Genomic DNA, 22,278 nt, shown 5'->3' with positions numbered 1-22,278 from the left:
TTGCGACTGGCAAGCTTTGTTACCGATGAACGGCAAGCCGTCGGCGTTGTAGCCGATGACATCATTGTTGAACTTGAGGGCGTAAATTCGTTAAAGGCGCTCTTGTCGAACACAACCCGCGATCTGCAAGCGAACGTCGCAGAGAAGGCTCGGGAGGGCCGCAAGCATCCGCTCGACGCAGTGCAGCTTCTGCCGGTGATTCCTGACCCGGACAAGATCATTTGTATCGGTCTGAATTATCGTGCGCATCAGGTCGAGTCGGGCTTCGAGGCCCCCAAATATCCGCCCGTTTTCACGCGGTTCGCAAACAGTCAGGTGGGATCCCGGCAGCCGCTGGTCGTACCGAAAGTGTCCGAAGACTTCGACTACGAAGGTGAGCTTGCAGTCGTCATTGGACGGCGTGGCCGCCACATCCCGGTCACCGCGGCAGCCGGCTACATCGCCGGTTACAGCTGCTACAACGATGGCAGCCTGCGCGATTACCAGTGGCATACATCGCAGTTCGGGCCGGGCAAGAATTTTGTCGCAACGGGCGGCTTTGGCCCATGGCTGGTCACGCCAGACGAGGCCGGGGATCCCGACGACATGACGCTCGTCACACGGCTGAATGGCCGGGTCGTTCAGCAATCACCGGTATCCGATCTCATTTTTTCGATTCCAGAGATCATCGCTTACTGCTCCACATTTACCGAACTCGTTCCGGGCGATGTCATCGTGACTGGAACGCCGAGCGGCGTAGGCGCCTATCATCAGCCACCGCTCTGGATGAAGGATGGCGACGTGGTCGAGGTCGAGATATCCGGCGTTGGCATCTTGCGCAACCCGGTGATCGCCGAATAAAACAGCCCGGCGATGGCCGGGCCTGACAGGCCAGCGCGCCTGCGGAGACATCAAATGAGCACAGGAATTGCCGATACGCGGACAGGTTCTTCATTGCAGCCGTTTATCGTGACACCGGACGAAGGGGAGGCCGTTCGCCCATTCGGTATCGATATGCGCATCATGCTGACCGCCGAACAAACCGGAGGCGCGTTGGCAGCGGTGTACGCGAAGCATGAGCCGGGGCAGGGCCCGATCGACCATGTGCATTTCGAGCAGGAGGAATACTTCCTCGTGCTCGAGGGCACCTACGAGATAACGGTGGGAGACGTTACGCGCGAGGTCGGCCGGGGCGCCTTGTGTTTCATTCCTCGTGGGGTCGTTCATGCCTTTCGGAACGTGGGAACCGAAACTGCCGCGATGCTCGACTGGAGTATCCCCGGTGGACAGGACAGATACTTTCGAACCATTCACGAACTCGGTGCGGGTGGCGGATTCGATGCCGATACGATCGTGGAACTGAGTCGTCAACACGACACGGCATTTCCCGCGAAAGAAGCGCGGGAATAAGTGGTCGTTCGATGTCGAGCACCTATCCCGGCCGGACGGAGATATTGAATTGATGACGCAGGAAGAGATCTCGAGTGCGGAACGCGCATGCTGCCGGCTCGTCGACGAATATTGCTATGCCGTCGACGATTGCGATGCAGACAGGTTCGTCGAAGTCTTTACAGCCGATGCCGTGTGGGACCGCGAGGGCCATGCGCCACTCACCGGACATGAGCAGCTGCGCGCATTCTTTACGGGGCGGCGTACCGATATCACTACGCTGCACCTTTGCTCCAATGTGCTGGTCAACGTTCTGGACGCAGACAGCGCAACGGGCCGCTCATATGTGACAGTTTTCCGTTCCGAAGGTTTGGCACATCGGGAAGGACTTCCACCCGCCATTCCTGATCTCGTGGCGCAATACACGGATGACTATCGGCGGACCGCGCACGGATGGCGAATCGCCAGGCGAAAGGTGTCTGTGCGGTTCCGCGGCAAGGGCTAGCGCATCTTCGGTTGCCGACCGGGTTCGCCTCCGGGATGCAAGGCGGAAGCACGACATCCTGTGCAGTTCGGGGTCACGGAGCAGACGCGCGGAAGCCCTTGTCTGTCGAGCATCGCGTCGACATGCCGTATCGCCTCAAGCGCAGCGTGAGGGCTTGCACCGGATTGCCGGAGACACTATTCTCGGTCGAACGTGCTCCCGCACGATCCACCCGCAGTTCGACCAGAAACACATTCGTTCGCGAGATCTGACGATACCCATGTCGAGTCCACAAGTATGCGCAGGTGCCGCCTTGCAGTGCTCGTTCGGCGGCGCGCCGGGGACGCTGAACGTACTGCCCGCCAATCGCACGATGGTTGGAGGCGTTCCCGCTGCGACCGTTGCCGATGCCATTCCGATTGTCAACATCACGCCGTTTGCCCTTTGTCAAAGCCCGGCCAATCCCACGGTGATCGCGGCTACAGCGGCCAAGCTCGGGGTGTTCACGCCGATGCCATGCGTACCGGCTACGCCGTCTCCGTGGATTCCCGGCGGTGCGCCGACTGTGCTGATCGGATCGATGCCGGCGCTCAACGCACAAGGCATGCTCGTCTGCATGTGGGGCGGCGTCATCACGGTCGCCCAGCCCGGGCAGATGACCACGCTGGTGGCTTGAAACGCTTGCGTCGCGCTCGGCTCAGCCCGATGCGCCGGGCGGCCCAAGCACGGCACGCCACCAGTTCCGCCAGCGCGACAGCGGTTTGCCGTCAGCACCGAGCGGGCGGCCGTCGCGCGCGTATCGCTCGGCGGGCTCGATGGGCTTGCCCGAGTTGAACACTTGCCGTTCCGCAAGCCGGCTATTCGGATGAAAGCGTAGTTGCACGCCTTGCAGCTTGCCTTGCCGGTAAATCGCGTGTTCGAGCAGCGTTCCGTCCGGCAGCCACGTCTTGCATGGGCCGTGCAACAAGCCCCGTGCATAGTGCGCCTCGCGCTGGATGCGTCCATCCGGCAGGAAATATACGGCTTTGCCGTCGAGTTTGTCGTCGGCGTAATTCAGCCGGGCTGCCACGGAGCCGTCCGGGTGCATCAGCGTAGCGGGTCCGTGCAGCGCGCCGCGCGCATAGCGCTGCTCCGCAACGATCACGCCGTCCACCTGCACGCGCGCGGTGCCGTGCAGCGCGCCGTCGAGCGTCGTGCCTTCGATTCGCGAGTCGCCGCGTTCGATGGATACGTCCTGCAATCGTTCCCGGACTTTCGTCATCGCCGGATCAGTTTATCTTCACGATGCCGCCCTTGACGGTCAGCATGCCGCCGCCGTCCACGGTCTGCTCGACCGCCCCCTTGTTCGTGACGCTTTGGGCCTCGTTCGAAAGGGTTCCGTCCGACTTGTTCGTCAAGGATGTGCCAGCCTGGTTGGTGAGCGACAGGGCCGCCGCGAGTGCAATCGAGCCGTCGCTCTTCGCGCTCAGATTGCCGCTGCTTTGCAGTGTCAGCGTGCCGCCGACCTTGATCGTCAGATTGCCGTCCACTGTCAGCGTGAGATTGCCGGACACCGTTTGTTCGAGATTGCCGCCGACCGTGCGCGTCTCATTGCCGCCGGTTTTCACGGTGCGCGTTCCGTTGATATCGATGCTCTCGTTGCCTGCCTTCACGGTGACGCTGCGGTTGCCTTGTTCGACGACCAGGGTGTCGTCGCCTTCTTTCACCGTATGGGTGCGCGCATGCTGGATCGTGCGGGTTTCGTCATGGCCGATGGTCCATCCCGCGTCGTTCAGCACGTTCACGTTCAGATCCTTCTGTGCCTGCAGGAACACCTCCTCGCTATCCTGCTTGTCCTCGAAACGCAATTCGTTGAAGCCGGCGCCGCCCTTGGACGTACTGGTCCTGATGCCCGATTGGGTCTGATTGCCGGGCAGCGTGTAGGGCGGCAGATTCGCGCCGTTGTAGACGCTGCCGGTGATGAGCGGCCGGTCCGGATCGGCGTCGACGAATGTCACGACAACCTCGTCGCCGACACGCGGCATGAACTGCGCGCCGAAGCGTTTGCTGGCCCACGGCTGCGCGACGCGGATCCAGCAGGAACTATGCTCGTCGTTCTTGCCGTCACGGTCCCAGTGGAACTGCACCTTCACGCGCCCATACTGATCGGTCCACAGTTCCTCGCCTTGCTTGCCGACCACGGTGGCTGTCTGGGTCGGCATCGAGGGCCGGCGCGTGACGCGCGGCGGGCGCCAGTCGCTATCTGCGGGGAACGCCTCGAAGCGGTTGCGATAGCCGCTGTGGTTCGCGTCATGCACGACGCTCGATACGACCCAGGCAACATTCGCGTCGGCCGATTCATGCCCGGACAGCGTGAAACGGCCCCCCGGCACCAGCGCGCGGCAGTCGCTTTCGCCGACGAGCCTGCGCTTCGCATTGCGCAGCGCATCGACACGGCGCTTCGTGACCGCGGATGCGGTTGCATCCGTTTGATAGCGCCCCGGATATTCGTAGACAGCCGGCGCGCTCGCATCGGCCTCGGCCTGCGAGTACAGCTGCGCGGCGGGCGTCAGATAGGCGTAGTCGGAACTGGCGAATATCCCGGTCACGGTCTCTTCGACAACTTCGCAGTACAGGATCTGACCGGTCTCGCGGTGGCCGCTCCCGGCCGCAGCACAGGGGAGGGTGGCGGCGCCGGGAAGACTGGCGAACGCATCGTTGTTGTCCGCGATGACAAGGGTGTGTTTGCCTTTGCCGTGCTGGAAGTAATAGAACCAGCCTTGCTCTTCGCAAAGGCGGCTCACGAACGCAAAATCGGTTTCGGCATATTGCACGCAGTACTCGCGCGTTTCGTCGCTGCCCGTCAGATTGAACGCGAAGTCAGTCGCGCCGTGTCCGCCAAAGACCGCCTCGATGATCTGCCGCGTGGTCTTGCCCTGGAAGATGCGGTTGTTCGCGGCAAGTGTCAGCAGCCACGGCCACGAGCGCAATTCGAGCGCGTAATGACTCCCGTCTGCGGTCGACGGCAACTGCGACGCGCGCGTGCAGAGCGCATCGAGCAGGCGTGGCGTGTCTCCCCAGACGAGCGACAGCGTCGCATGCTGCCCGGTCAATCCCGAGAGAGCGACCGGCGGCGCGGCGCCGCTCGCGCGCACATTCAGTTCGCTGACGGCGCTCAGTGCCTCGCGGCCCGCGAAGCTGGCTGGAAAGAGCGCGTCGAATGGCGCACCGGCAATGCCGATGCGGGTGGTGTCGTCGGTCGGAACGGGACGGGACATGAACGTCTAGCGGAGCAGAAAGCGAAGTTCGGGGAGATGCGCACGGGTACGGGCGGCAACGGCGCGCACGCCGCGTCGCGCGCTCATTCGAGCGCCCATTGCGCGAGCGTGCCGACCAGTTCGTTCATCAGCACGTTGTCGATCTCGCGTGCGCCCGCCGCGCGACAGCGCGACAGCATGGCATCGATGATGCCCGCGTCGAAGGCGAACTGTTTGCCCGTCGCTTCGCGATAGCGCGTTCGCAGCTGTTCGAGCTTCTGTTCGATGATCGCGCGCAGCATCGCATCGTCGAGCATTCGATAGGGCACGGTCGTCATGCGGGCGAGAAACGCGGGCCGGAACGTGTCGAGCAGGGTCTCGCGCAGGTGCTTGCCGAATGCGTCCGTCTCGAGCGCCGCAGCGGGTGTGTTCAGCAGCAGCTCCGAGCCGACGTTGCTGGTGGCAAGGATCACCGTGTTGCGAAAATCGACGATCAAGCCCGTGCCGTCCTCCATCATGCCCTTGTCGAACACGTTGTAGAACGCTTCGAGCACGTCGGGATGCGCCTTCTCGATTTCGTCGAGCAGCACGACGCTGTACGGTCGCCGCCGCACCGCCTCGGTCAGCATGCCGCCGGCGCCGTAACCGACGTAGCCCGGCGGCGCGCCTTTCAGCTGCGATACCGTATGCGCCTCCTGGTACTCCGAGAGATTGATCGAGATGAGATTGCGCTCGCCACCGTACAGCGCGTCGGCGAGCGCGTATGCCGTCTCGGTCTTGCCGACGCCGGTCGGCCCGACGAGCAGGAATACGCCGACCGGCTTGAGCGGATCGGTGAGCCCGGCACGATACGCCTGGATACGTTTCGCGATCCGGTCGAGCGCGGCGTCCTGGCCGACGATGCGTTGCGCAAGACGTGACTTGAGCGTGCGCACGGCGTGCGCTTCGTCGGCGAGCATCTTGCCGACGGGAATGCCGGTCCAGCTCGCGATCACCCCGGCGACCGCTTTCGAGTCGACGCACACGGGCACCATCGGGTCATCGTCGCGGATCGCTTCGAGCCCGCTTTCGAGCCGCGCAAGCTCCGCCGCAAGGTCTTCGAGCTGCTCGCCTTGCGTGCCGTCGCCGGCGTCCGGCATAGCCTGCAGCGCCTGATCCAGCTTGGCGAGCCTCGCGCGCGTCGCGAGAATTTCCCGCACGGTGGCCGACTCTTCGCGCCAGCGGGCATCGAGTTCGCGCACCAGCCCTGCGTTGCGCTGATGTTCGGTATCGAGCGTGGCGAGCCGTGCCGCGTGGTTGCCGCCCATCACCATCTCCTGCTTGAGACGGTCCAGTTCGTCGCGTAACGCATGCTCGCGATGGCGCGCCGCTTCGAGTTGCGGCGGCGTGTCGTGCTGCGCGAGCGCGACGCGTGCGCAGGCGGTGTCGAGAACGGCGATCGCCTTGTCCGGCAGTTGCCGTCCGGAGATGTAGCGGTGCGACAACTTCACCGCGTCGACAATCGCCGCTTCGAGCACCGCGACGCCGTGATGCTGTTCGAGCTTGGCCGCAACGCCGCGGAGCATCGCGACGGCAGTCTCTTCGTCGGGTTCCTCGATCTGCACGAGTTGAAAGCGCCGCGCGAGCGCGGGGTCCTTTTCGAAGTACTTCTTGTATTCGAGCCACGTGGTCGCGGCGATCGTGCGCAGCTCACCGCGCGCGAGCGCGGGCTTCAGCAGATTCGCCACGTCGCTGCCGCCTTCCGTACCGCCCGCGCCGATCATCGTGTGCGCTTCGTCGATGAACAGGATGACAGGCTGCGCAGAGCGCTTCACTTCGCTTATCACGCTTTTCAGCCGTTGCTCGAATTCGCCTTTGACACCGGCGCCCGCCTGCAGCAGCGCAAGGTCGAGCACGCGCAGCGCGACGTTGGCGAGCGGCGGCGGCACGTCGCCCGCGGCGATGCGCAGCGCGAGTCCTTCGACGACCGCCGTCTTGCCGACGCCTGGCGCGCCGACCAGGATCGGATTGTTTTGCCGGCGTCGCAGGAGGATGTCGACAGTCTGGCGGATTTCCGGATTACGGCCGACGATCGGATCGATGCGTCCCGCGCGTGCGTCGGCGGTAAGGTCCTGCGTGAACTGATCGAGCAACGCCGGTGCGCCGGCGGTGCCGCCGCCGCCCGGGCCGGCAGTCGACAACTGCGCCGCAGCCGTGCCGCCTTCCGACGACGCAGCGAGCCACGCCTTGAAGTTGGTGCGCAGCGCGGCGCGCGAGACGCGCAGGATCGACGGCACGCTGCCGGATAGCTGTGTGCAGATGGCGTCGTTTTCGAGCAGCGCGAGCAACAGCGTGCCGGAGCGCACGAGCGGCTCCTGCATCACGATGGTGGACTGCACGAGCGCGTCCTGCAGCAGCATCACGAGCTTCGCCGAGAACGACGGCGTGCGGGTGTTGCCGCGCTTGAACTGTTCGAGTGCGGCGCGAATCTCGGCGATCAGCGCATCGCGTTCGAGGCTGAAGTGGGGCAGCACGCAGGCAAGGTCGCCGCCTTCGATGTCGATAAGTTCGAGCAGGAGGTGCTCGATTTCGACATCGAAGTGCGTTTGCCGCAGACACGCCTGCGCCGCGCGTTCGAGCGCGCTGCGCGCTGGCCGGTCGAGCTTGGCGACCAGCGTCTTCAGGTCGAGCGTCATGATGAAGCTCCGCGGCCGCCCGCGATGGTCATGCGCGCGGTGCGCGCGGGGGGCGTCGCGCCGGTTCCGGCCCACGCAGTCCAGCCGAGGCGCAGCGGCTTCTTCGCAGACAGCCGGGCGCGCGGCTGTTCTCCGCGCGCAAGATGCAATTCGATATGTTGATAGAGGTCGTCGCCGAAGTAAGCGGCGGCGAGCGCGCGCAGTTGCGCGTGGTGCCGTCCGCCGGGAAGGAAAGCCTCGTACTGGTCGAGGTTCAGCGGCCCGAGGCCGATCCGGATGCCGCGGTGTTCGTCCCAGATTCGCGTGCCGGCCACGGCGCCTGATCCGAGCAGATGATTGCGCCCGTTACGGCCGATGTGCGTGCGGCTCTCTTCGGGAAGCGGGCGCCAGCCCCCGGCGAAGGGCTCGGTACGGACTTGCAGCCCGAAGTGGTGGGACGCCAGCAAGTCGAAGCCGGCAAGCGACCGGCGCCGATTCGCAAACAGCCCGGCGCGCGCGAGCACCGCGCGGGTGTCGATGCCCGGGGCGGGATCGGCGCAACGGCGCGCGCGCAGATTCAGGCCCGCGATACCGCGCAGAATGACTTCGACCGGGCTGTGCTCAGGCGCGAGAAACGGATCGGCGACGCGGTACTTGCGCTGTGCGCGGTACAGCAACGCAAGCAGCCGGTGCTGGAACAGGTCGAGGAACGCGACCGCGGACGTGTCCTTGTTGCGCTGCCGGTCCTGCAGCCATTCCTGGTACACGTCGGGTAACGGACCTTCAGTGCCGCCAAGCGCGAACCCGTTCACCTGAAGCTGCGGCTGCGGCGCGATCGGTTCGGCGCTGTCCGCGAATGCCAGCGAACGCAGCGGGGCGCGACGTATCGGCCCGAGCGCGCTGGGCTGGAACAGCGGTGCGAGCGCGCCGGTCAGGCCCACTGCTTCTGCGCGCGGGTCGAGACCGGTGCCGAGCGGCACCGCGTCCGCCCGCAGCAGTTCGAACAGGCGCACGGCCTGTGCAAACTCGAACGCATACGGCTCGTCGAAAAGGCGCTGCGCTAAAGAACGAGCGGACTGCCCTGTTTCGGCCGCCATGCGTGAATCTCCCTGCCATTGCGCACCAGCGCGGTATGGACGAAACGGTTGACGCTCGCGTAGAGCGAAAAGAAGTGCGCAAGCACCCCGGAAAACATCACCGTGCTCGTGCCGACGAAATGCGTGCCGTCGAGTTCGATGCGCACCTTGAGGCCATTGCGCCAGCCGCGCCACAAGTCGTCGCCGACATGCGCGACGATCGGCTCGCTCGCCACCGCGCTCAGTCCCGCAATCTGCCGCTGGGCAGCGGGACTCGCTGCGAGGTTGTGCAGTTCGAGCATCTCGCGCAGCGTCTGCAGCGCATCCGGACCGGCGACCAGCGAAGCGTGGTTCAGCACGAACTGGGACGCGAGCCGCCAGCGCGAACTTCCGTCGAGTGAAGCGGCGATTTGCGGCGTCGGCCGATGGGCGATCCGCACGCTCGCGACCGGACCCGGCGCTTCGAATGACAACGGGGCGCCCGGTTCGAGCGCTTGCGCGAGGTGCCGGTTCGTGCACAGCAGCCCGGCCGTCAGCGTGCGCGTACTGGGCGTGACCGGATCGAAGCGCGTATCGACGAAGGTCAGCATGATGTCGCTGCCGGGACGTGACGGATGCATGCCGGTCACGCGCCGCGCGTGCCAGTAGAGCGTCGCGCCCGTGCCGTGCTGGACGCCGTAATAGGGCGGGACTTCCACGACATCGCGGCCCTGCACCGAGCGTACCATGCGCACCGCGTAGATCTCGCTGCTCGCCTCGCGGTGCGCATCCGGACTCACGCGCATTTCGCGCTGGGTGCCGTCGGGCCGCAGCGGCTCGGAGGTGCGCGCAAAAAGATTGATCGCGGGCGTCGAGCCGAGCGCGAAGTCGTGGGCATGCAGCGTGAGCCTGCCGCCCGGCGCAGCGGTGAAACCGATCAGCAGGTCGAGCTGGTTGCCCGCGTCGGCCGACGGCACGAACGGCAGGTCGAAGAACGCGAACTTCTCGGGAAAGGCAAAGTATTCGACGAGGAGCCGGCAGGCGGGATGAACGCCGTCTTCGAGCGGCAACAGTGCCTGCTTGTCGTCGAAGCCGACCGGTTCGGGCCGGCCCGCCAGGCGGCGCGGCGCTTCGCCCGGCGTCTGCAGATACGCCCCGGCGGCATGGGCACACAGCAGATCGTAAAGGGCGGCGGCAGTGACCGGCGAACCCGCGAGCCGAACGCGCAGCCGCCTCACCGGCAGCGCGCCGAACGTGTGCAGGCCCGTGCATCTCAGCGACAGGCGCAGGGCTGCCTGCAGCGTCGGCTCGCCGGTCGCGGCCTGCGCTTCTTCGGCATTGAGGATCTGGGCATCCTGCAGCTCGATCGGCCACAGCGTGACGTCGGCGGAAGTGCGCCAGCGGATCGTCGTGCCGTTGGACGTGACGTGCTGCAGTGGCGTCTCGCGCGGCACCGTGTAGCCTTCGGCGACGCTGCCCTGGGTCGCGTCCGCTTCGAACTGCACGATCGTCATCGACGGCAGCGGCCGCGACACGTACGGATAGAATTGCTCGAGCAGCCCGTCGGTCAGCTCCGAATACTCGTCGTCGAGGGTGCGCTGGATGCGCGCGGTCAAGACGGCGAAACTTTCGATGAGACGTTCGACGTGTGGATCGGCGCTTTCGCCCGGCCCCAGCTCCAGCCGGCGCGCGATCTTCGGATAGCGCTGTGCGAAGCTTTCGCTCGCGCGCCGCAGATAGCTCAGCTCGCGCTGGTAGTAGTCGAGAAGCAGGTCGTCAAGCGAGTCGTTCATCGACGATTCCGACCGGCTGGCCGTCCATCAGTTGCGCGACGTACGCCACGGGCCATGCGTGATCGCCCGCGCTCAGGCTGCCCGTGATGCGCAGGCGCAGCCGCCACGGCGCTTCCGGGTCCGGTTCCACCTGCGCGCGAGGCTGCTGCAGGCGCGGCTCGAACGCGCGAACCGCCTCGACGACGTCGCGCTCCAGCTCGGCGCGATCCACGCTTCGCGCGGCGGAGTTCGCGCTCCAGTCCGGCAGTCCGTAGTGAAGCACGTCGAGCGGCCGCTTATCGCGCGCCTTCGCGCGCCGCGTGTTCAGAAGGCGAATCAGTTCCGCACGTACCGACTGGCGCAGCGCGTCGGCGCCGAGCGTGCGCTGAACCAGCGCCTCGTCGGCCACGAAGGGGGCGTTGTCCTCGAGCCGCTCGAAGAGCGGCATCGGCGTTACAGGGGGCGCTACGGACGGCATCGGCGTTCAATCCCCGGTGGGCGCATCTTATTGTTTGACTACCTTGTTTGCGGCCATGTCCCACGTCGCTGCGGCTGTGCCTTCCTTCGAGCCGTCGTCCTTCTGCGCGGTCAGCTCCCACTTGATCTTCGTGAAGTTCAGCGACATCGTTTCGACCGGCTTGCCGCCCGCGCCGCCGGACACGCTGACGTTGCTGAGCACGACGTTGTTGAGCGTATAGGTGATGAACGGCATGATCTTCCCGTCGCTTTCGGCGGCATTGCGGCCGACGATGACGGTTGCGGTTGCGATGGCCTTGCCGCCGCAGCAGTACTCGTTGAGCGTCGGCGTTGCCACGTCGACGAATTTCGTCACGGTGAATTCGCCCACATGCGGCTTGCCCGATGTTCGCTCCGAGTTGCTGACGTCGTTGGTGACCTGCATCGCCACGTTATGGCTGTAAGACATCAGCTCGATCTTGTCGGTATATCCCTCGAGCGTGCATTCGCCCTTGATGTCGCTGCCGAGGTCGAGAATGATCGAATCCATGAATGAGCGCTCCTGAAGCGTATGAAAGCGGCGCGTACCTGGAAGGCCGCGCTGCGTGATCGTGGTAACGGTGCGTGACGCCGGCGCGCGGCCGGCAATCCTCAGCCGGCGGCCGGCGGCGGCAGCGTTGCGACGAGGCGAATCGACGCGGTCAGCTCCTCGAGCTGAAAGTGCGGCCGGAGGAAGACCGTGGCCCGATAGGCGCCGGGCTTGCCGGCAACCTCGGTCACGTCGACGCGCGCCTCGCGCAGCGGATACTGCGCCTTGATTTCCTGCGGCGCGTTGTCGTTGACCAGCACGTAATCCGCGATCCACGTGTTCAGGTACGCACGCACGTTGTCGCGTGTCATGAAGCTGCCGACCTTGTCGCGCATGATCACCTTGATGTAATGCGCGAAACGCGATGCGGCGAGCACATACGGAAGCATCGCCGAGATGCGCGCGTTAGCCGTCGCTTCATTCGTGTTGTAGACGGCGGGCTTGTTCGCCGTCTGTCCGCCGAAGAAGACGGCAACCCCTTCGTTCTTCTTGTGGCACAGCGCGATGAAGCCGAGCGAATCGAGCTCCTTTTCGCGGCGGTCGGTGATCGCGACTTCGGTCGGGCACTTCATCGCCTTGTCGCCCGCGGCCGTCTGGAAGATGTGGTCAGGCAGCTTTTCGACCGCGCCGCCGCCTTCCACGCCGCGAATTGCTGCGCACCAGCTGTACTGCGCGAACGCGTTCGTGATGCGCTGGCCGAGCGCGTAGGCCGCGTTGCCCCACAGGTATTTCGAGTGATCCGTGCCGTCGACGCTTTCAGTGAAGTTCATGCCCTCCACCGGGTTGCTGTCCGGATGGTACGGACGGCGCATCAGCACGTGCGGCAGCACGAGCGCGACATAGCGCGAGTCTTCGCTCTTGCGGAATTCGCGCCAGCGGTGCATGTCGATCGTTTCGAACACTTTCGACAGATCGCGGGGCACGCTCAGTTCGGTGAAGCTGCCCATGTCGAACAGTTGCGCGTGTGCGGCCGAGATGAACGGCGCATGCGCGGCCGCCGCCACCGACGCGAGCTTTTCGAGCAGGCTGATGTCGGGGGTCTGGCGCGTGAAGTAGTAGTCGCCGATCAGCAGGCTGAACGGATGGCCGCCGAACGTGCCGTATTCTTCTTCGTAGATCTTCTTGAAGAGCGCGCTCGTGTCGACGTCGATCGCCTTTTCGAGGTCGTTCTGCAAATCCTTCTTCGACGCGTTCAGCAGGCGCAGCTTGAGCCGCGTGCCGGTCTCGGTGTTCTTCACGAGATAGTGCAGCCCGCGCCACGACGATTCGAGCGACTGCATGTCAGGGTGATGCAGCACCGCGTTGAGCTGCTCGCTGATCAGCTCGTCGATCTTGCGGATATGCGCATTGATCATCGCGACGGTATCGCGGCTCACCGTCATGTTCTTGTCGAGCACCTGCAGCGCGAATTCGGCGAGCAGCTCGCGCGCATGCTGCTGCTGCTCCTCGTCGTGGGCCATGCGGCCTTCGTGGACGATGCGGTCGAGCAGGGTGAGCGTTTCCATTTGCGCGGGCGCAGCCGCGGCTTGAATCTCGGACATCGGCTTCTCCTCGGATGCGGGGCTTAGTTGGCAGGCGCGTCGCCGGCGGGGGCGTCATCACCTTCCGGCGCAGGCAGCTGCGCGACCGGCGCATCCGCGGGATGAGCGGACTTGATCTCCGCAAGACCTTGCGTGTTGTGCACCACTTCCTGCAGCAGCTTGTCGAGCTCGTCGTTGCCGTCGAGCTTCGTGAGCAGGTCACGCAGGCGCAGCCGCGCATCGTAGAGCTGCTTGAGCGGCGCGATCTGCTGGACGATGCGCACCGGGTCGAAGTCGTCGATGTGCTCGAATTTGAGCGCGAGATTGATCTTGCTGCCATCGGCGGCGAGCGTGTTATCCACCTGCAGCGTAGCGCGCGGACCGATGGATTTCATTACTTCGTTGAAATTGTCGCGGTCGATATCCACAAAACGACGTTCCGTCATTTTCGGCAGCGGCTTTTCCGGATTACCTGATAGATCGGCGAGTACGCCGACTACCATTGGCAATTCCTTTTTTTCAATTGCATTACCGGTTTCGACGTCGTACGTGATTTGCACGCGCGGCGGACGGTTCCTTTCGAACCAATGCTGGGTACTGTCGGACATGGTCACCTCAACGGGAATCTTCTTTTATTGCTTTGAATGCGTAGTGCAGCGTTTTTTTTTGCCTTTCTTATTCTTTTGCGATAAGCACGGTTTCCGCTGCCCGGCTTACAGCGCCGATGCAGCAGACAACCATGCAGCCGCCCGAACAATTGCATATACGTTGTACTGCAACGTCGTACCGCATGCCTGCACCGGATTGGCGCGTACGTCGGCACAAAAAGGGCACCCGTTGCCCCGCCCCACGCATCTGCTCCCGGTATGCCGCGGCTAATGGATTTGCAAAAGGAACTTGAAAAAATCCGCCAGCGGCATAAACATCTGACTTAAATGACTCTACGATAGTCCGCAGCGAATTTCAAACAAAATTTGCGTGACGCACGATACCGGTCTATTGAAGGGCATTGCACCGCTTTCTGGCGGTCGGGCAAATGCAGAGGGAAAGCAGGCGCAAGCGGCCCGTCCGTTTTTTGAGCCGCGTTTTTTCTGCAAGCGGAGATTGCGGTACGCATGGCGGTACTTGTAGACTACGCGCGGCGCTCGTGCGCCGCCGAGGCGCAATGCTTAGAAAGAGAATCAAAGAAAGAGCATGCCGGCTTTGCCTTCGGCATAACAACGGACACAGTGATAGGGGTAGCCAAGTGATCATCGCGTTGCGACGCGCCGGCAGCCGGCGCGACCGGCTTATGGCCGCCTGGCGCTCGATGCCGCTTCTCGCGGCACTGTGCGTGGCCGGCTGCTCCAGCTCCCTGCCGCGTGTCAACGTGGATACGCTGTCGATCGACGTTGCCACGCAGGCGAATCTCGATACGCCGATTGCCGTGGATGCGGTCCTCGTGCGCAATCCTCAACTGTTCGACATGCTGCTTGGCCTGCCGTCTGCAAAATGGTTCGCGCAGCGCGAGCAGTTGCGGCGCGACTATCCGAAAGAACTCAGCGTGCTGTCGTATGAAGTCGTGCCCGGGCAGCAGATCATCGAAGCGCCGTTCGCGTTCGATGGCGAGCGCGCCGCGGGCGTGCTCGTGTTCGCCGACTATCAGACGCCGGGCGCGCATCGCGTGCGGCTGGACGGCGGCCCCGCGAAGGCGCTGCTGAAGCTGGGCGACCAGGACCTGCAGTTGCTGGCGCGCCAGAGCGAACGATGAATTCTGCCGCGCGCGGCTCCACGAAGCCGGCAAGACCGGCGGACTAACCATCATGCGCAACCTGTTTCCCGATCCGATCTGCTGGTTTGAAGGCATGCCGTTGCTGCCGCAACATTTCCAGACGCAGGCGCTGCACGCGGCCGGTCATGCGGCATTGCTCGCGGGCGCGGCGCGGCCGCAATTCTGGGGCGTGCTCTCGCTCGAGCAGGAAGAAGCCGGGCTCACCGAAGGCCTGGTGCGCATCACGGCGCTCGACGCCATTCTCGCGGACGGCCTGCCGATCCGCCACACCGTGGACGACCCCGTGCTGCAGGTGGACGTGAGGCAGGCATTCAGCTCGCCGGAGCAGACCGTCACGGTCTATCTGGCGGTACCGCCGCTTTATCGCGGCGGCCAGCTCGACCAGCGCGGCGCGCGCTACCTGCAGCAGCAGAGCAACGACGTCCCTGATCTGACGGCGGGGGCTGATCCGGCGACGATCACGACGTGGCGGCCGCGTCTGCATCTGATGACCGGTCTCGGCAACCAGGAATACGACCGGTTGCCGTTGATGCGACTGAGGCAACAGGGCGGTGGTGTCGCGCTGACCGAGTATGTCGCGCCGTGCCCGCTCGTCAGGCCGGATACGCTGCTCGGGCAGCGCGTGATGCGCATGCTGCTGCGGGCGCGGGAGAAATGCGTGTTTCTCGCGGGCCGGCTCGGCGCCGCGCGGCACGCCGGCGAACTCGACGATGCCGCCCAGATCGAGCGTCAACTGACCGCGCTGTGGATGCGTCTGCCGGAACTCGAGGCGGCGCTCCTGTCGCGCGCCGCGCATCCGCTCGATCTGCATCGCGTTCTGGCCGGCATGGCGGGCGCGCTGGCGGGCCTGCGCCCGGAGCGCGGCGTGCCGGTGTTCGCGCCGTTCGACTACATGGAGTTGCTGGCATCGTTCGACCCTCTGCTCGAATGGATCGACGACGCGCTCTCGACGGTGCGCGAGGGGTATCGCGTACGCCAGTTTGCCGAGGAGGCGGGCGGATTCTGGATCGGACCGCCATTCGACAGCGGCACGCTGCAGAAGGAACTGGTGGTCGGGCTGCGCATGCCCGCCGATGCGGGCGAGCGTGACGCGGGCGCATGGTTCGACGAGACGGTGATCGCGTCGCGCCCGCATCTGCCGACGCTCGTCCGGCAGCGCATGCGCGGTCTCTCGCGGCGGCGGCTCGCGCGCGAGGAGCGGGCCGCCTACAGCGCAGGCGACGACACGGCGATGTTTGCCATCGTGCTCGACGACACGTGGTTCGACTACACGCAACCGCTTGTGATCGACGTTCGTCCGGGTGCGGCCCGCGTTGCGCCATGGGCCATGCAACTTTTCACGCCGACCGACGAAGCGCCCGAAGGCACGGCGCGCGCGGGGCGCGACGGCAATGAGTGACTACAGCACGCTGCCGGGTGACGAGCGCACGCCGTTGATGCGCGCGTTCGTCGGCGCGTTCGAGCATGCAACGAACGCACGCGCCGCGCTAGAGCGGGCCGCTCGCGAGACGCTCGACACGGCCGCGCAGGTCGACGCATTCGCCGCGCAACTGGCGGCGGCGACACGGCGCCTTGCGCGCGAGGCGATGGCATGGACCGGGGCCGCGGGGGAAGCGGACATCGCGGCTGCTCAGTATGCGTTCGTCGCGCTGCTGGACGAATTGCTGCTGTTCTCCGAATGGGCGGGCAGCGCGGCGTGGGAAGCCCAGCCGCTCGAAATGCGCGTGTTCGGCACGCGCGCCGCGGGCGAGCGCCTGCCCGACGCGATCGAAGCGCTGCTTGCCGGGCGCGATCCGTCGCAGCGCGATCTCGCCAATGTATACCTCGCATGCCTGACTCTCGGCTTCAAAGGCCGCTTGCGCGGCGAGGAGGGCGCGCTGCGGCATGATCAGCTGCGCCACGCGCTGTTCGCGTTCGCCTTGCAGCGCGACGCGGAACCGGCGCATCTTTCTGCGCCGCTCGAACGCGCGGGCGTTGCGCCGCGTCACGCGATGCCGCTCACGCAGATGTTTCCTGACGTGGCGCGTTTCGTGTTGCTGCTGGCTGCCGGTCTGTGCGCGCTACTGGGCGCTTCCCACCTGGTCTGGACCGTCACCACCTCTCGCGTGCGTCCCGCGGTAGAGCAATTCGTGGCGGTCTCGTTCGCCGATGCCCGGCCGGCGGTCGACACCACGAGCGTCTCCGGCGTGGTGATGCCGCTGCCGGCCGCGCCGCGCCCGCACGTCCCGCCTGCCCCGCCTGCGCCGCCCGCCGCCCGCGCCGGCGAGCCCGTGGCGCCGCAGGACGCGAGCCCGAAGCCGGCTGCGCCGATGGTGCAGTTGCCGGAGGGGGGCAGTCTGGTCGTGCGCACGGCCGCGTCGGTTCGGGGAGACGCGCCATGACGCTCATCGTGGCTCTGCTCGGCCTGATTGCGCTGTTGCTGGTCGGGCTGGCCGTCGCCGCCGTGGTCCAGTGGCGGCGCAGGCGTCAGGACCAGAAGCCGCTGCGCAGCTTCGGCGCGGCGATTCGCGCCGCGCACGGCGCGATGGGCGTGCGCGACCCGTATTCGATTCCGCGGGTGCTTGCCACCGGCGAGCCCGCCGCGCTCGATGCGTTGTGCCGCGGCTGGCGGCTCACCCCCATTGGGGAGCAGGGCTGGTTCGGGCGGCTTTGGAACGACGCCGAGGGCCTCCTGATCGCCGAGCCGCACGACATGCTCGCCGCGCCGCCTGCCGACCGCCAGCTCGGCGCATGGCACAAGCTGTTGCGCGCGTTGCTGCGCAACCGTCCGGGGCGGCCGCTCGACGCGATTCTCTGGGTGATAGCAGCGGACGCGCTCGTCGACGAAACGGGCCAGCCGCGCGAAGTCAGCGCCGCCGCGCTCGAGTCGTCGCGCAAGCTCGTCGCGCTGCAGCGGCAGTTCGGCCTGATGCTGCCGCTTTACGTGGTGATCAGCGGGTGCGACGCGCTTGGCGGATTCGACGCACTCGCAGCGGGCCTGCACCGCGCGGCGGCCGGCAGCACGCCGCTCGGCTGGGCTACGCCTTACTCACGAAAGCGTGCGTACGAGGAAGCCTGGATCGACGAGGCGTTCGCCTCGATGCGCGCCGCGCTGGCCGAGACCATCACGGAACTGGGAACGGTCGACGGCAATGTCGACGCCGCGCTGTTTCTGCTGCCGCAGCGGCTCGACCGGCTGCGCGTGCCGCTGCGGGACCGGATCGACGTAGCACTGCGCGGCGCGGCCGATGGAACGGCGCCGCAACTGCGCGGCATCTACTGCATCGGCGCGGTGCCCGGACAGCGTCCGGGAGATGACGGCGCCGGTGCGGCAGGCAGCGCCGCTGCGGACCGCGCACGGACCGCGGTGCCCGATTTCGCCGCACGGCTGTGGCACGACGTGCTGTTGTCCGGCCAGGGGCTTGCCGCGCCGATTCCGCGCGTGCTCGCGTTGCGGATGCGGCGGCACCGGGCGGCGACCGTGATCGCCGCCGTGCTCGCCGTCTGCTGGTGCGTGGGGCTCGGCGTGTCGTGGTGGCATGTGCGCAGCGACGCGCGCGCGCTGGTCGCCGCCTATGACACGCTGACACTCGCGCGCACCACCTACCGGGAATCCGACAAGGGGGATGCGGCCACAGCGAAGGCGCTCGGCGCAGTGGCCGACACGCTGATGAAGGTGCCGCGCTGGCGCGTGACGTCGCCCTTCATGCCGCTCTCCTACCTGGTCTTCGACCGGACGGTGCGCGACGCGCAGCGGCACATGCTGCGCGGGCTCGTGTTCGTACCGCTGCGCGAGCGTTTCATCGCGCGGTTCGGGCAGCTGTCGTGCACGCCGGACGCCGCTCCCGCGCCCGACGCCGCGCCCCAGGCTTCGTCCCGGCCACAGGACTTTCCGGAGTACGTCGCGGGCGCGCAGCTCGTGGCCAACGCCGCGCAAGCCGAGCATCTGATCACGCGCTACAACGAGCTTGTCCAGGCCGGCAGCGGCAACGTGGCGATGCTCGCGCAATTGATGCGCGAGGCCGTCGGCGTGAAGCTCGATCCCGATCACATACCGGATCGGGAGGGCCTCGAAAATGCGATCAGCGAGACCGTTGTCGCGAACGGCGTGGTGTCGTTCGCAGGCAAGGACGCGACTGTCGCGCGGCAGCGTGCGAGCGCCTGCTTCGAAGAGACCTTCGACGCGTGGCTGGACCGCGTGTACTCGGATTCGACGTTGACGGCGAATGCGGCGCAGGTCCAGGCGACACTCACGCTTCTGCGCACGCCCGGCGCGACGCCGACGGATGAGATGCTCGCGGACTTCGCCGCCCGCATCGATGTGCTCGCAGTGCAGGTCGAAACCGCCGATCACGGCTGGGCCGGTGCGCGCGGCAAGGAACTGGTGCCGGGCCTGACCGCGATGTACGATACCGCGCGCCATTTGCGCCTGATCGGCGAGGCACCCGTGCAGGCCGTGCTTGCGCACCAGCAGGCGGAACAGAATGCGTTCGCCGCGCGCTGGCTCGTGCACGACAATCTGCCGAGCGTGCTGAGCGCCTCGCCTGCCAGCGGAATGCAGCTCGCCGCAGACCTGCCGCCGTTGCGCGACGCGTTGCGCACGCTGCTCGAGCAGCCGTTCGTCGCCGCATCGGGCGATGGCAATGAGGCGATACGCACTGTCGACGCGAGTGGCGTTCAACGCGCGCTCGCTGTGTTGCCCGCGTACCGCCAATACGTGGCGGGGCCGCTCGCGCAGGCGCCGGACGCGTATCGCGATGCGCTCCTCGCAGCCGCAGGCAACGACGCGGTGCACAGCATGGTGAGCGCGCTTTCGGCGGCCGCGTCGCAGGCCGCACAGCGCGACGGCAGTCCGCCGGCGGAAGCCGCGCTGCAATTCGATGCATTGCGCAAGAGCGCGCTGGATCTGATCGCCGCGTTCGATTCCCTCGGGCGCGGCGATCTCGCGACGAGCGTCGCCTTGCACGTGAGCGACGCCGCGCTGGCGGTGTTGCGCGCGACCGACGCGCAACTCCAGTCACTCGCGCCATTTACCCCGGCACGGGGTGATTTTTCCGGCTGGAACGGCCGCCCCGGCGGTTCGCTGCGTGCGTTCGGGGCGGCGACGCCGCAGGCGCTGCAAGCCTATCTCGCCGCGCAGGCGGCGGCGGTGGCCGATACCGCGAGCTACGCTACGAGCGCACTCGACTGGCTGAGCGCCCAGAAGCAGCCGCTCGCACCGGCCGACATGCAGCTCGTGAGCCGTTGGAAGGCGTTGTCCGCCGACCTCGCGCAGTACCGCGCGAAAAGCCCGACGAGCGCGATCATCGCGGTGCCGGCGATCATCGCCGACCAGCTCGACAAGCTCGACGTCGACAACTGCAGCGTATCGCTCGCCCAGATCGTCGTGCCCGAAACGCGCGACATTGTCGCGAGCGCCGGCATGCGTCTCGTATCGTCCGCGCGCGAGCAGTGCTTTCGGCTGCAGACGGGCAACGGCATGGAGGCATACGAGCAGATCCGCAGCTTTTTCTCGCGTTATCTGGCAGGACGCTTCCCGTTTGCCGCTAACGCCAATGCGCCGGCTGCGGATATTCGCCAGACGGCGGCGTTCGTGGCGCTGCTCGACCAGCATCTCGCCGACGCGCAGCGCGGACTGGCGGCCGCCGCCGCGGCAGGACGCGGCCGCACCGGCAGCGAGCAGTTTCTCGCGCAGCTGGCGCAAGCAAAGCCGTGGCTCGACGCGCTCGTTGCACGCGGCGCGGACGGCGCGTTGCAAGGCGTGGAACTGAATGTCGAATGGCGCGTCGATCGCGCGGACGAAGTCGGCGCCGATCAGGTAATCGAATGGAAGCTTGCGAGTGGAAGCGACGTGCTGACGTATCCATCGTCGGGCGGCCCGCCCGCGCGCTGGAAGCCCGGCTTGCCGGTATCCCTTGGCCTGCGCTGGGCGAAGGACTCCCCGTGGCAGCCCATGTTCGACGCCGCGCAGCCGACGCTGTCGAGCGAGCTCAGCGTCGCGACATGGAGCGGCGGCGACACGTGGGCACTGCTGCGCCTCGTGCGGCTGCATCAGATGCAGGGCGAGCCAGGCGCCGCGAGTGCTTCGGGTGGTGCGGGCCCGGCGCAGCCGGCGCGTTTGCTGTTGACCGTGCCGGTACACGACCGGAGTGGCGCGATTCAGACCGCGAGGATGTTCATGCGGGTCGGTTTCGTCGGTGCGGCGAAGACGCCGCAGGCCATTCCGGATTTGCCGGTTGCGGCGCCGGCGTATGAAGGGCCGGGAATGTCCACCGTGAGATACCCGGCAACGACGATTCAAGACGAGGCTGGACGCGGATGATTCCCGAATTCGAGATTGCCGCGCTGCTGGAGCCCGTGCCGGGCGATGCGCGATGCGGCGTGCCCCTGCTGCACGATGCCGACTTCGACGCGATACGCAGCGCGCGTCGCGAGGACGATCCGAGCCTGCCGGTCGGTGTCTGGCAGACCGAATTGAAGACTGCGGACTGGCACGCGGTCGAAGCGGGCTGCCGACGCTTGCTCATCGAGCGCAGCAAGGACCTGACGATCGCCGCATGGCTTGGCGAGAGCTGGCTGCATCTCTACGGATGGCCCGCGCTGCCGCATTGTTTCGAATTGATCTCAGGGCTGTGCGAGCGCTTCTGGGACGACTTGCATCCACTGCCTCGAGACGGCGACTTCGGCTTTCGCGCCGCGCCGCTGGCCTGGCTCGCCGGCGCGTATGCCGACCTGTTGTCGACCCGGGTCGAGTTGTTTGGAGGTCGTGAGGGGCTGCGTGGAACGCTCGCGCAATGGCACGCGGCGCAGCGCGAGGCGCTTGCCGCGCGTGCGCGTCAGGACATGCCCGCTGCCAAACGCGAGGCGGCCGCGCGCGCATTGAATGTGCTGCATGAGGCGGCGCGTGCGTCGCCGGCGGAGTTGCTGATCGAACAGGCTTCGATTGCCGCAGCGCGGCCGCTGATCGAGCGCGTGGATGCCTGGTGTACGCCTCGGCTTGGTGCCGAGGCACCGAGCTTCGCGACGCTCGTCAGGGCGATCGCTGATGCAGAACTTGTACTGATGGAGTGCCTCGCCATGCATCCGAAGTCACAGACGCAGCAGGTCGCACCGGCAAGCGAAGCCGGTGCGCCAGCACCGGGCTTTGCCGGAACCATTGCGCAGGGCATGCCGCAAAGCCGCGACGATGCGTATCGACAACTGGCGTCGATCGCGGAGTACCTGATGCGTTACGAGCCGCATAGCCCTGTGCCTTACATGATCCGGCTCGCGCTGGAGTGGGGCGGCAAGCCGTTGCCTGTGTTGCTGCAGGAACTGATGTCCGCGGGTGTGGATGGACAGAAGCTGTGGACTGCGCTCGGTTTGTTGCCGTCTGCGGCCGAGAAGAAATGAAC

At 66.2% G+C, this 22,278-nt stretch carries 18 protein-coding genes; 9 read left to right on the top strand and 9 right to left on the bottom strand.

Annotation, left to right across the window (positions count from 1 at the left end):
- From BG61_RS13335 to BG61_RS13320, 4 genes are all read left to right on the top strand, one after another.
- Positions 1-840, top strand: coding sequence for a fumarylacetoacetate hydrolase family protein (locus BG61_RS13335; RefSeq protein WP_035939722.1), 840 nt, complete (start codon positions 1-3; stop codon positions 838-840).
- A 54-nt stretch (positions 841-894) separates the two neighbouring features.
- A complete protein-coding gene (locus BG61_RS13330; RefSeq protein ID WP_035939725.1) occupies positions 895-1,389 on the top strand; it encodes a cupin domain-containing protein in 495 nt (164 codons plus the stop codon).
- A 52-nt stretch (positions 1,390-1,441) separates the two neighbouring features.
- On the top strand, positions 1,442-1,873 hold the full coding sequence (locus BG61_RS13325; protein WP_232256432.1) for a nuclear transport factor 2 family protein: 432 nt from the start codon (positions 1,442-1,444) through the stop codon (positions 1,871-1,873).
- A 259-nt stretch (positions 1,874-2,132) separates the two neighbouring features.
- Complete coding sequence (locus BG61_RS13320) at positions 2,133-2,528, top strand: DUF4280 domain-containing protein (RefSeq protein ID WP_035939726.1); 396 nt, start codon at positions 2,133-2,135, stop codon at positions 2,526-2,528.
- 21 nt (positions 2,529-2,549) lie between these two features.
- Here BG61_RS13320 and BG61_RS13315 read toward each other — a convergent pair whose 3' ends face one another.
- The 9 genes from BG61_RS13315 to tssB all read right to left on the bottom strand — a co-directional run bounded on the left by BG61_RS13315 (position 2,550) and on the right by tssB (position 13,742).
- Positions 2,550-3,113 carry a toxin-antitoxin system YwqK family antitoxin gene (locus BG61_RS13315; RefSeq protein ID WP_035939728.1) on the bottom strand — a complete coding sequence of 188 codons (564 nt, stop codon included), beginning with the start codon at positions 3,111-3,113 and terminating at the stop codon, positions 2,550-2,552.
- Positions 3,114-3,120: 7 nt separating this feature from the next.
- Positions 3,121-5,109: a type VI secretion system Vgr family protein gene (locus BG61_RS13310; protein ID WP_035939730.1), complete on the bottom strand. Its 1,989-nt coding sequence runs from the start codon at positions 5,107-5,109 to the stop codon at positions 3,121-3,123.
- Between the two features lie 83 nt (positions 5,110-5,192).
- Complete coding sequence (gene tssH / locus BG61_RS13305) at positions 5,193-7,763, bottom strand: type VI secretion system ATPase TssH (protein WP_035939732.1); 2,571 nt, start codon at positions 7,761-7,763, stop codon at positions 5,193-5,195.
- Positions 7,760-8,839 carry a type VI secretion system baseplate subunit TssG gene (gene tssG / locus BG61_RS13300; RefSeq protein WP_051672486.1) on the bottom strand — a complete coding sequence of 360 codons (1,080 nt, stop codon included), beginning with the start codon at positions 8,837-8,839 and terminating at the stop codon, positions 7,760-7,762. The genes tssH and tssG overlap by 4 nt, the downstream gene beginning before the upstream one ends.
- Positions 8,803-10,590, bottom strand: a complete 1,788-nt coding sequence (tssF, locus tag BG61_RS13295; protein ID WP_035939734.1) for a type VI secretion system baseplate subunit TssF — start codon at positions 10,588-10,590, stop codon at positions 8,803-8,805. The genes tssG and tssF overlap by 37 nt, the downstream gene beginning before the upstream one ends.
- Positions 10,574-11,047, bottom strand: coding sequence for a type VI secretion system baseplate subunit TssE (gene tssE / locus BG61_RS13290; RefSeq protein WP_035939735.1), 474 nt, complete (start codon positions 11,045-11,047; stop codon positions 10,574-10,576). Before tssE ends, tssF begins: the two co-directional genes overlap by 17 nt.
- Positions 11,048-11,074: 27 nt before the next feature.
- Complete coding sequence (locus tag BG61_RS13285) at positions 11,075-11,575, bottom strand: Hcp family type VI secretion system effector (protein WP_035939737.1); 501 nt, start codon at positions 11,573-11,575, stop codon at positions 11,075-11,077.
- 101 nt (positions 11,576-11,676) lie between these two features.
- The gene (gene tssC / locus BG61_RS13280) at positions 11,677-13,155 is read right to left on the bottom strand and encodes a type VI secretion system contractile sheath large subunit (protein WP_035939738.1); all 1,479 of its coding nucleotides are present in this window, start codon (positions 13,153-13,155) and stop codon (positions 11,677-11,679) included.
- Positions 13,156-13,178: 23 nt separating this feature from the next.
- Entirely contained in the window at positions 13,179-13,742 is a 564-nt protein-coding gene (tssB, locus tag BG61_RS13275) for a type VI secretion system contractile sheath small subunit (RefSeq protein WP_035939741.1), read from the bottom strand.
- 683 nt (positions 13,743-14,425) lie between these two features.
- Here tssB and BG61_RS13270 point away from each other — a divergent pair.
- From BG61_RS13270 to tssA, 5 genes are read left to right on the top strand one after another with little or no spacing between them, the layout of a single operon-like run.
- Positions 14,426-14,884 carry a hypothetical protein gene (locus tag BG61_RS13270; RefSeq protein WP_035939819.1) on the top strand — a complete coding sequence of 153 codons (459 nt, stop codon included), beginning with the start codon at positions 14,426-14,428 and terminating at the stop codon, positions 14,882-14,884.
- Between the two features lie 52 nt (positions 14,885-14,936).
- A complete protein-coding gene (gene tssK, locus BG61_RS13265; RefSeq protein ID WP_051672484.1) occupies positions 14,937-16,304 on the top strand; it encodes a type VI secretion system baseplate subunit TssK in 1,368 nt (455 codons plus the stop codon).
- Positions 16,297-17,286 carry a DotU family type IV/VI secretion system protein gene (locus BG61_RS39235; RefSeq protein ID WP_051672483.1) on the top strand — a complete coding sequence of 330 codons (990 nt, stop codon included), beginning with the start codon at positions 16,297-16,299 and terminating at the stop codon, positions 17,284-17,286. Before tssK ends, BG61_RS39235 begins: the two co-directional genes overlap by 8 nt.
- Positions 17,283-21,206: a type VI secretion system protein gene (locus BG61_RS13255; RefSeq protein ID WP_035939743.1), complete on the top strand. Its 3,924-nt coding sequence runs from the start codon at positions 17,283-17,285 to the stop codon at positions 21,204-21,206. The genes BG61_RS39235 and BG61_RS13255 overlap by 4 nt, the downstream gene beginning before the upstream one ends.
- Positions 21,203-22,276 (top strand): type VI secretion system protein TssA, encoded by a 1,074-nt coding sequence (tssA, locus tag BG61_RS13250; protein WP_035939745.1) that lies wholly within the window; start codon positions 21,203-21,205, stop codon positions 22,274-22,276. Before BG61_RS13255 ends, tssA begins: the two co-directional genes overlap by 4 nt.
- The last annotated feature ends 2 nt before the right edge of the window (positions 22,277-22,278 follow it).

It is taken from the genome of Caballeronia glathei (genome assembly GCF_000698595.1).
In the GTDB taxonomy this organism is placed as follows: Bacteria; Pseudomonadota; Gammaproteobacteria; order Burkholderiales; family Burkholderiaceae; genus Caballeronia; species Caballeronia glathei.
Note: the sequence above shows the minus strand (reverse complement) of the source record. Positions and strands in the feature narration are given on the sequence as shown.

Coding starts and splice junctions, on each gene's coding strand:
- BG61_RS13325 (WP_232256432.1), top strand. CDS start 1,442: ATGACGCAGGAAGAGATCTCGAGTGCGGAACGCGCATGCTGCCGGCTC.
- tssG (WP_051672486.1), bottom strand. CDS start 8,839: ATGGCGGCCGAAACAGGGCAGTCCGCTCGTTCTTTAGCGCAGCGCCTT.
- BG61_RS13315 (WP_035939728.1), bottom strand. CDS start 3,113: ATGACGAAAGTCCGGGAACGATTGCAGGACGTATCCATCGAACGCGGC.
- BG61_RS39235 (WP_051672483.1), top strand. CDS start 16,297: ATGAGTGACTACAGCACGCTGCCGGGTGACGAGCGCACGCCGTTGATG.
- tssH (WP_035939732.1), bottom strand. CDS start 7,763: ATGACGCTCGACCTGAAGACGCTGGTCGCCAAGCTCGACCGGCCAGCG.
- tssA (WP_035939745.1), top strand. CDS start 21,203: ATGATTCCCGAATTCGAGATTGCCGCGCTGCTGGAGCCCGTGCCGGGC.
- BG61_RS13310 (WP_035939730.1), bottom strand. CDS start 5,109: ATGTCCCGTCCCGTTCCGACCGACGACACCACCCGCATCGGCATTGCC.
- tssK (WP_051672484.1), top strand. CDS start 14,937: ATGCGCAACCTGTTTCCCGATCCGATCTGCTGGTTTGAAGGCATGCCG.
- tssB (WP_035939741.1), bottom strand. CDS start 13,742: ATGTCCGACAGTACCCAGCATTGGTTCGAAAGGAACCGTCCGCCGCGC.
- tssE (WP_035939735.1), bottom strand. CDS start 11,047: ATGCCGTCCGTAGCGCCCCCTGTAACGCCGATGCCGCTCTTCGAGCGG.
- tssF (WP_035939734.1), bottom strand. CDS start 10,590: ATGAACGACTCGCTTGACGACCTGCTTCTCGACTACTACCAGCGCGAG.
- BG61_RS13255 (WP_035939743.1), top strand. CDS start 17,283: ATGACGCTCATCGTGGCTCTGCTCGGCCTGATTGCGCTGTTGCTGGTC.
- tssC (WP_035939738.1), bottom strand. CDS start 13,155: ATGTCCGAGATTCAAGCCGCGGCTGCGCCCGCGCAAATGGAAACGCTC.
- BG61_RS13270 (WP_035939819.1), top strand. CDS start 14,426: ATGGCCGCCTGGCGCTCGATGCCGCTTCTCGCGGCACTGTGCGTGGCC.
- BG61_RS13330 (WP_035939725.1), top strand. CDS start 895: ATGAGCACAGGAATTGCCGATACGCGGACAGGTTCTTCATTGCAGCCG.
- BG61_RS13285 (WP_035939737.1), bottom strand. CDS start 11,575: ATGGATTCGATCATTCTCGACCTCGGCAGCGACATCAAGGGCGAATGC.
- BG61_RS13320 (WP_035939726.1), top strand. CDS start 2,133: ATGTCGAGTCCACAAGTATGCGCAGGTGCCGCCTTGCAGTGCTCGTTC.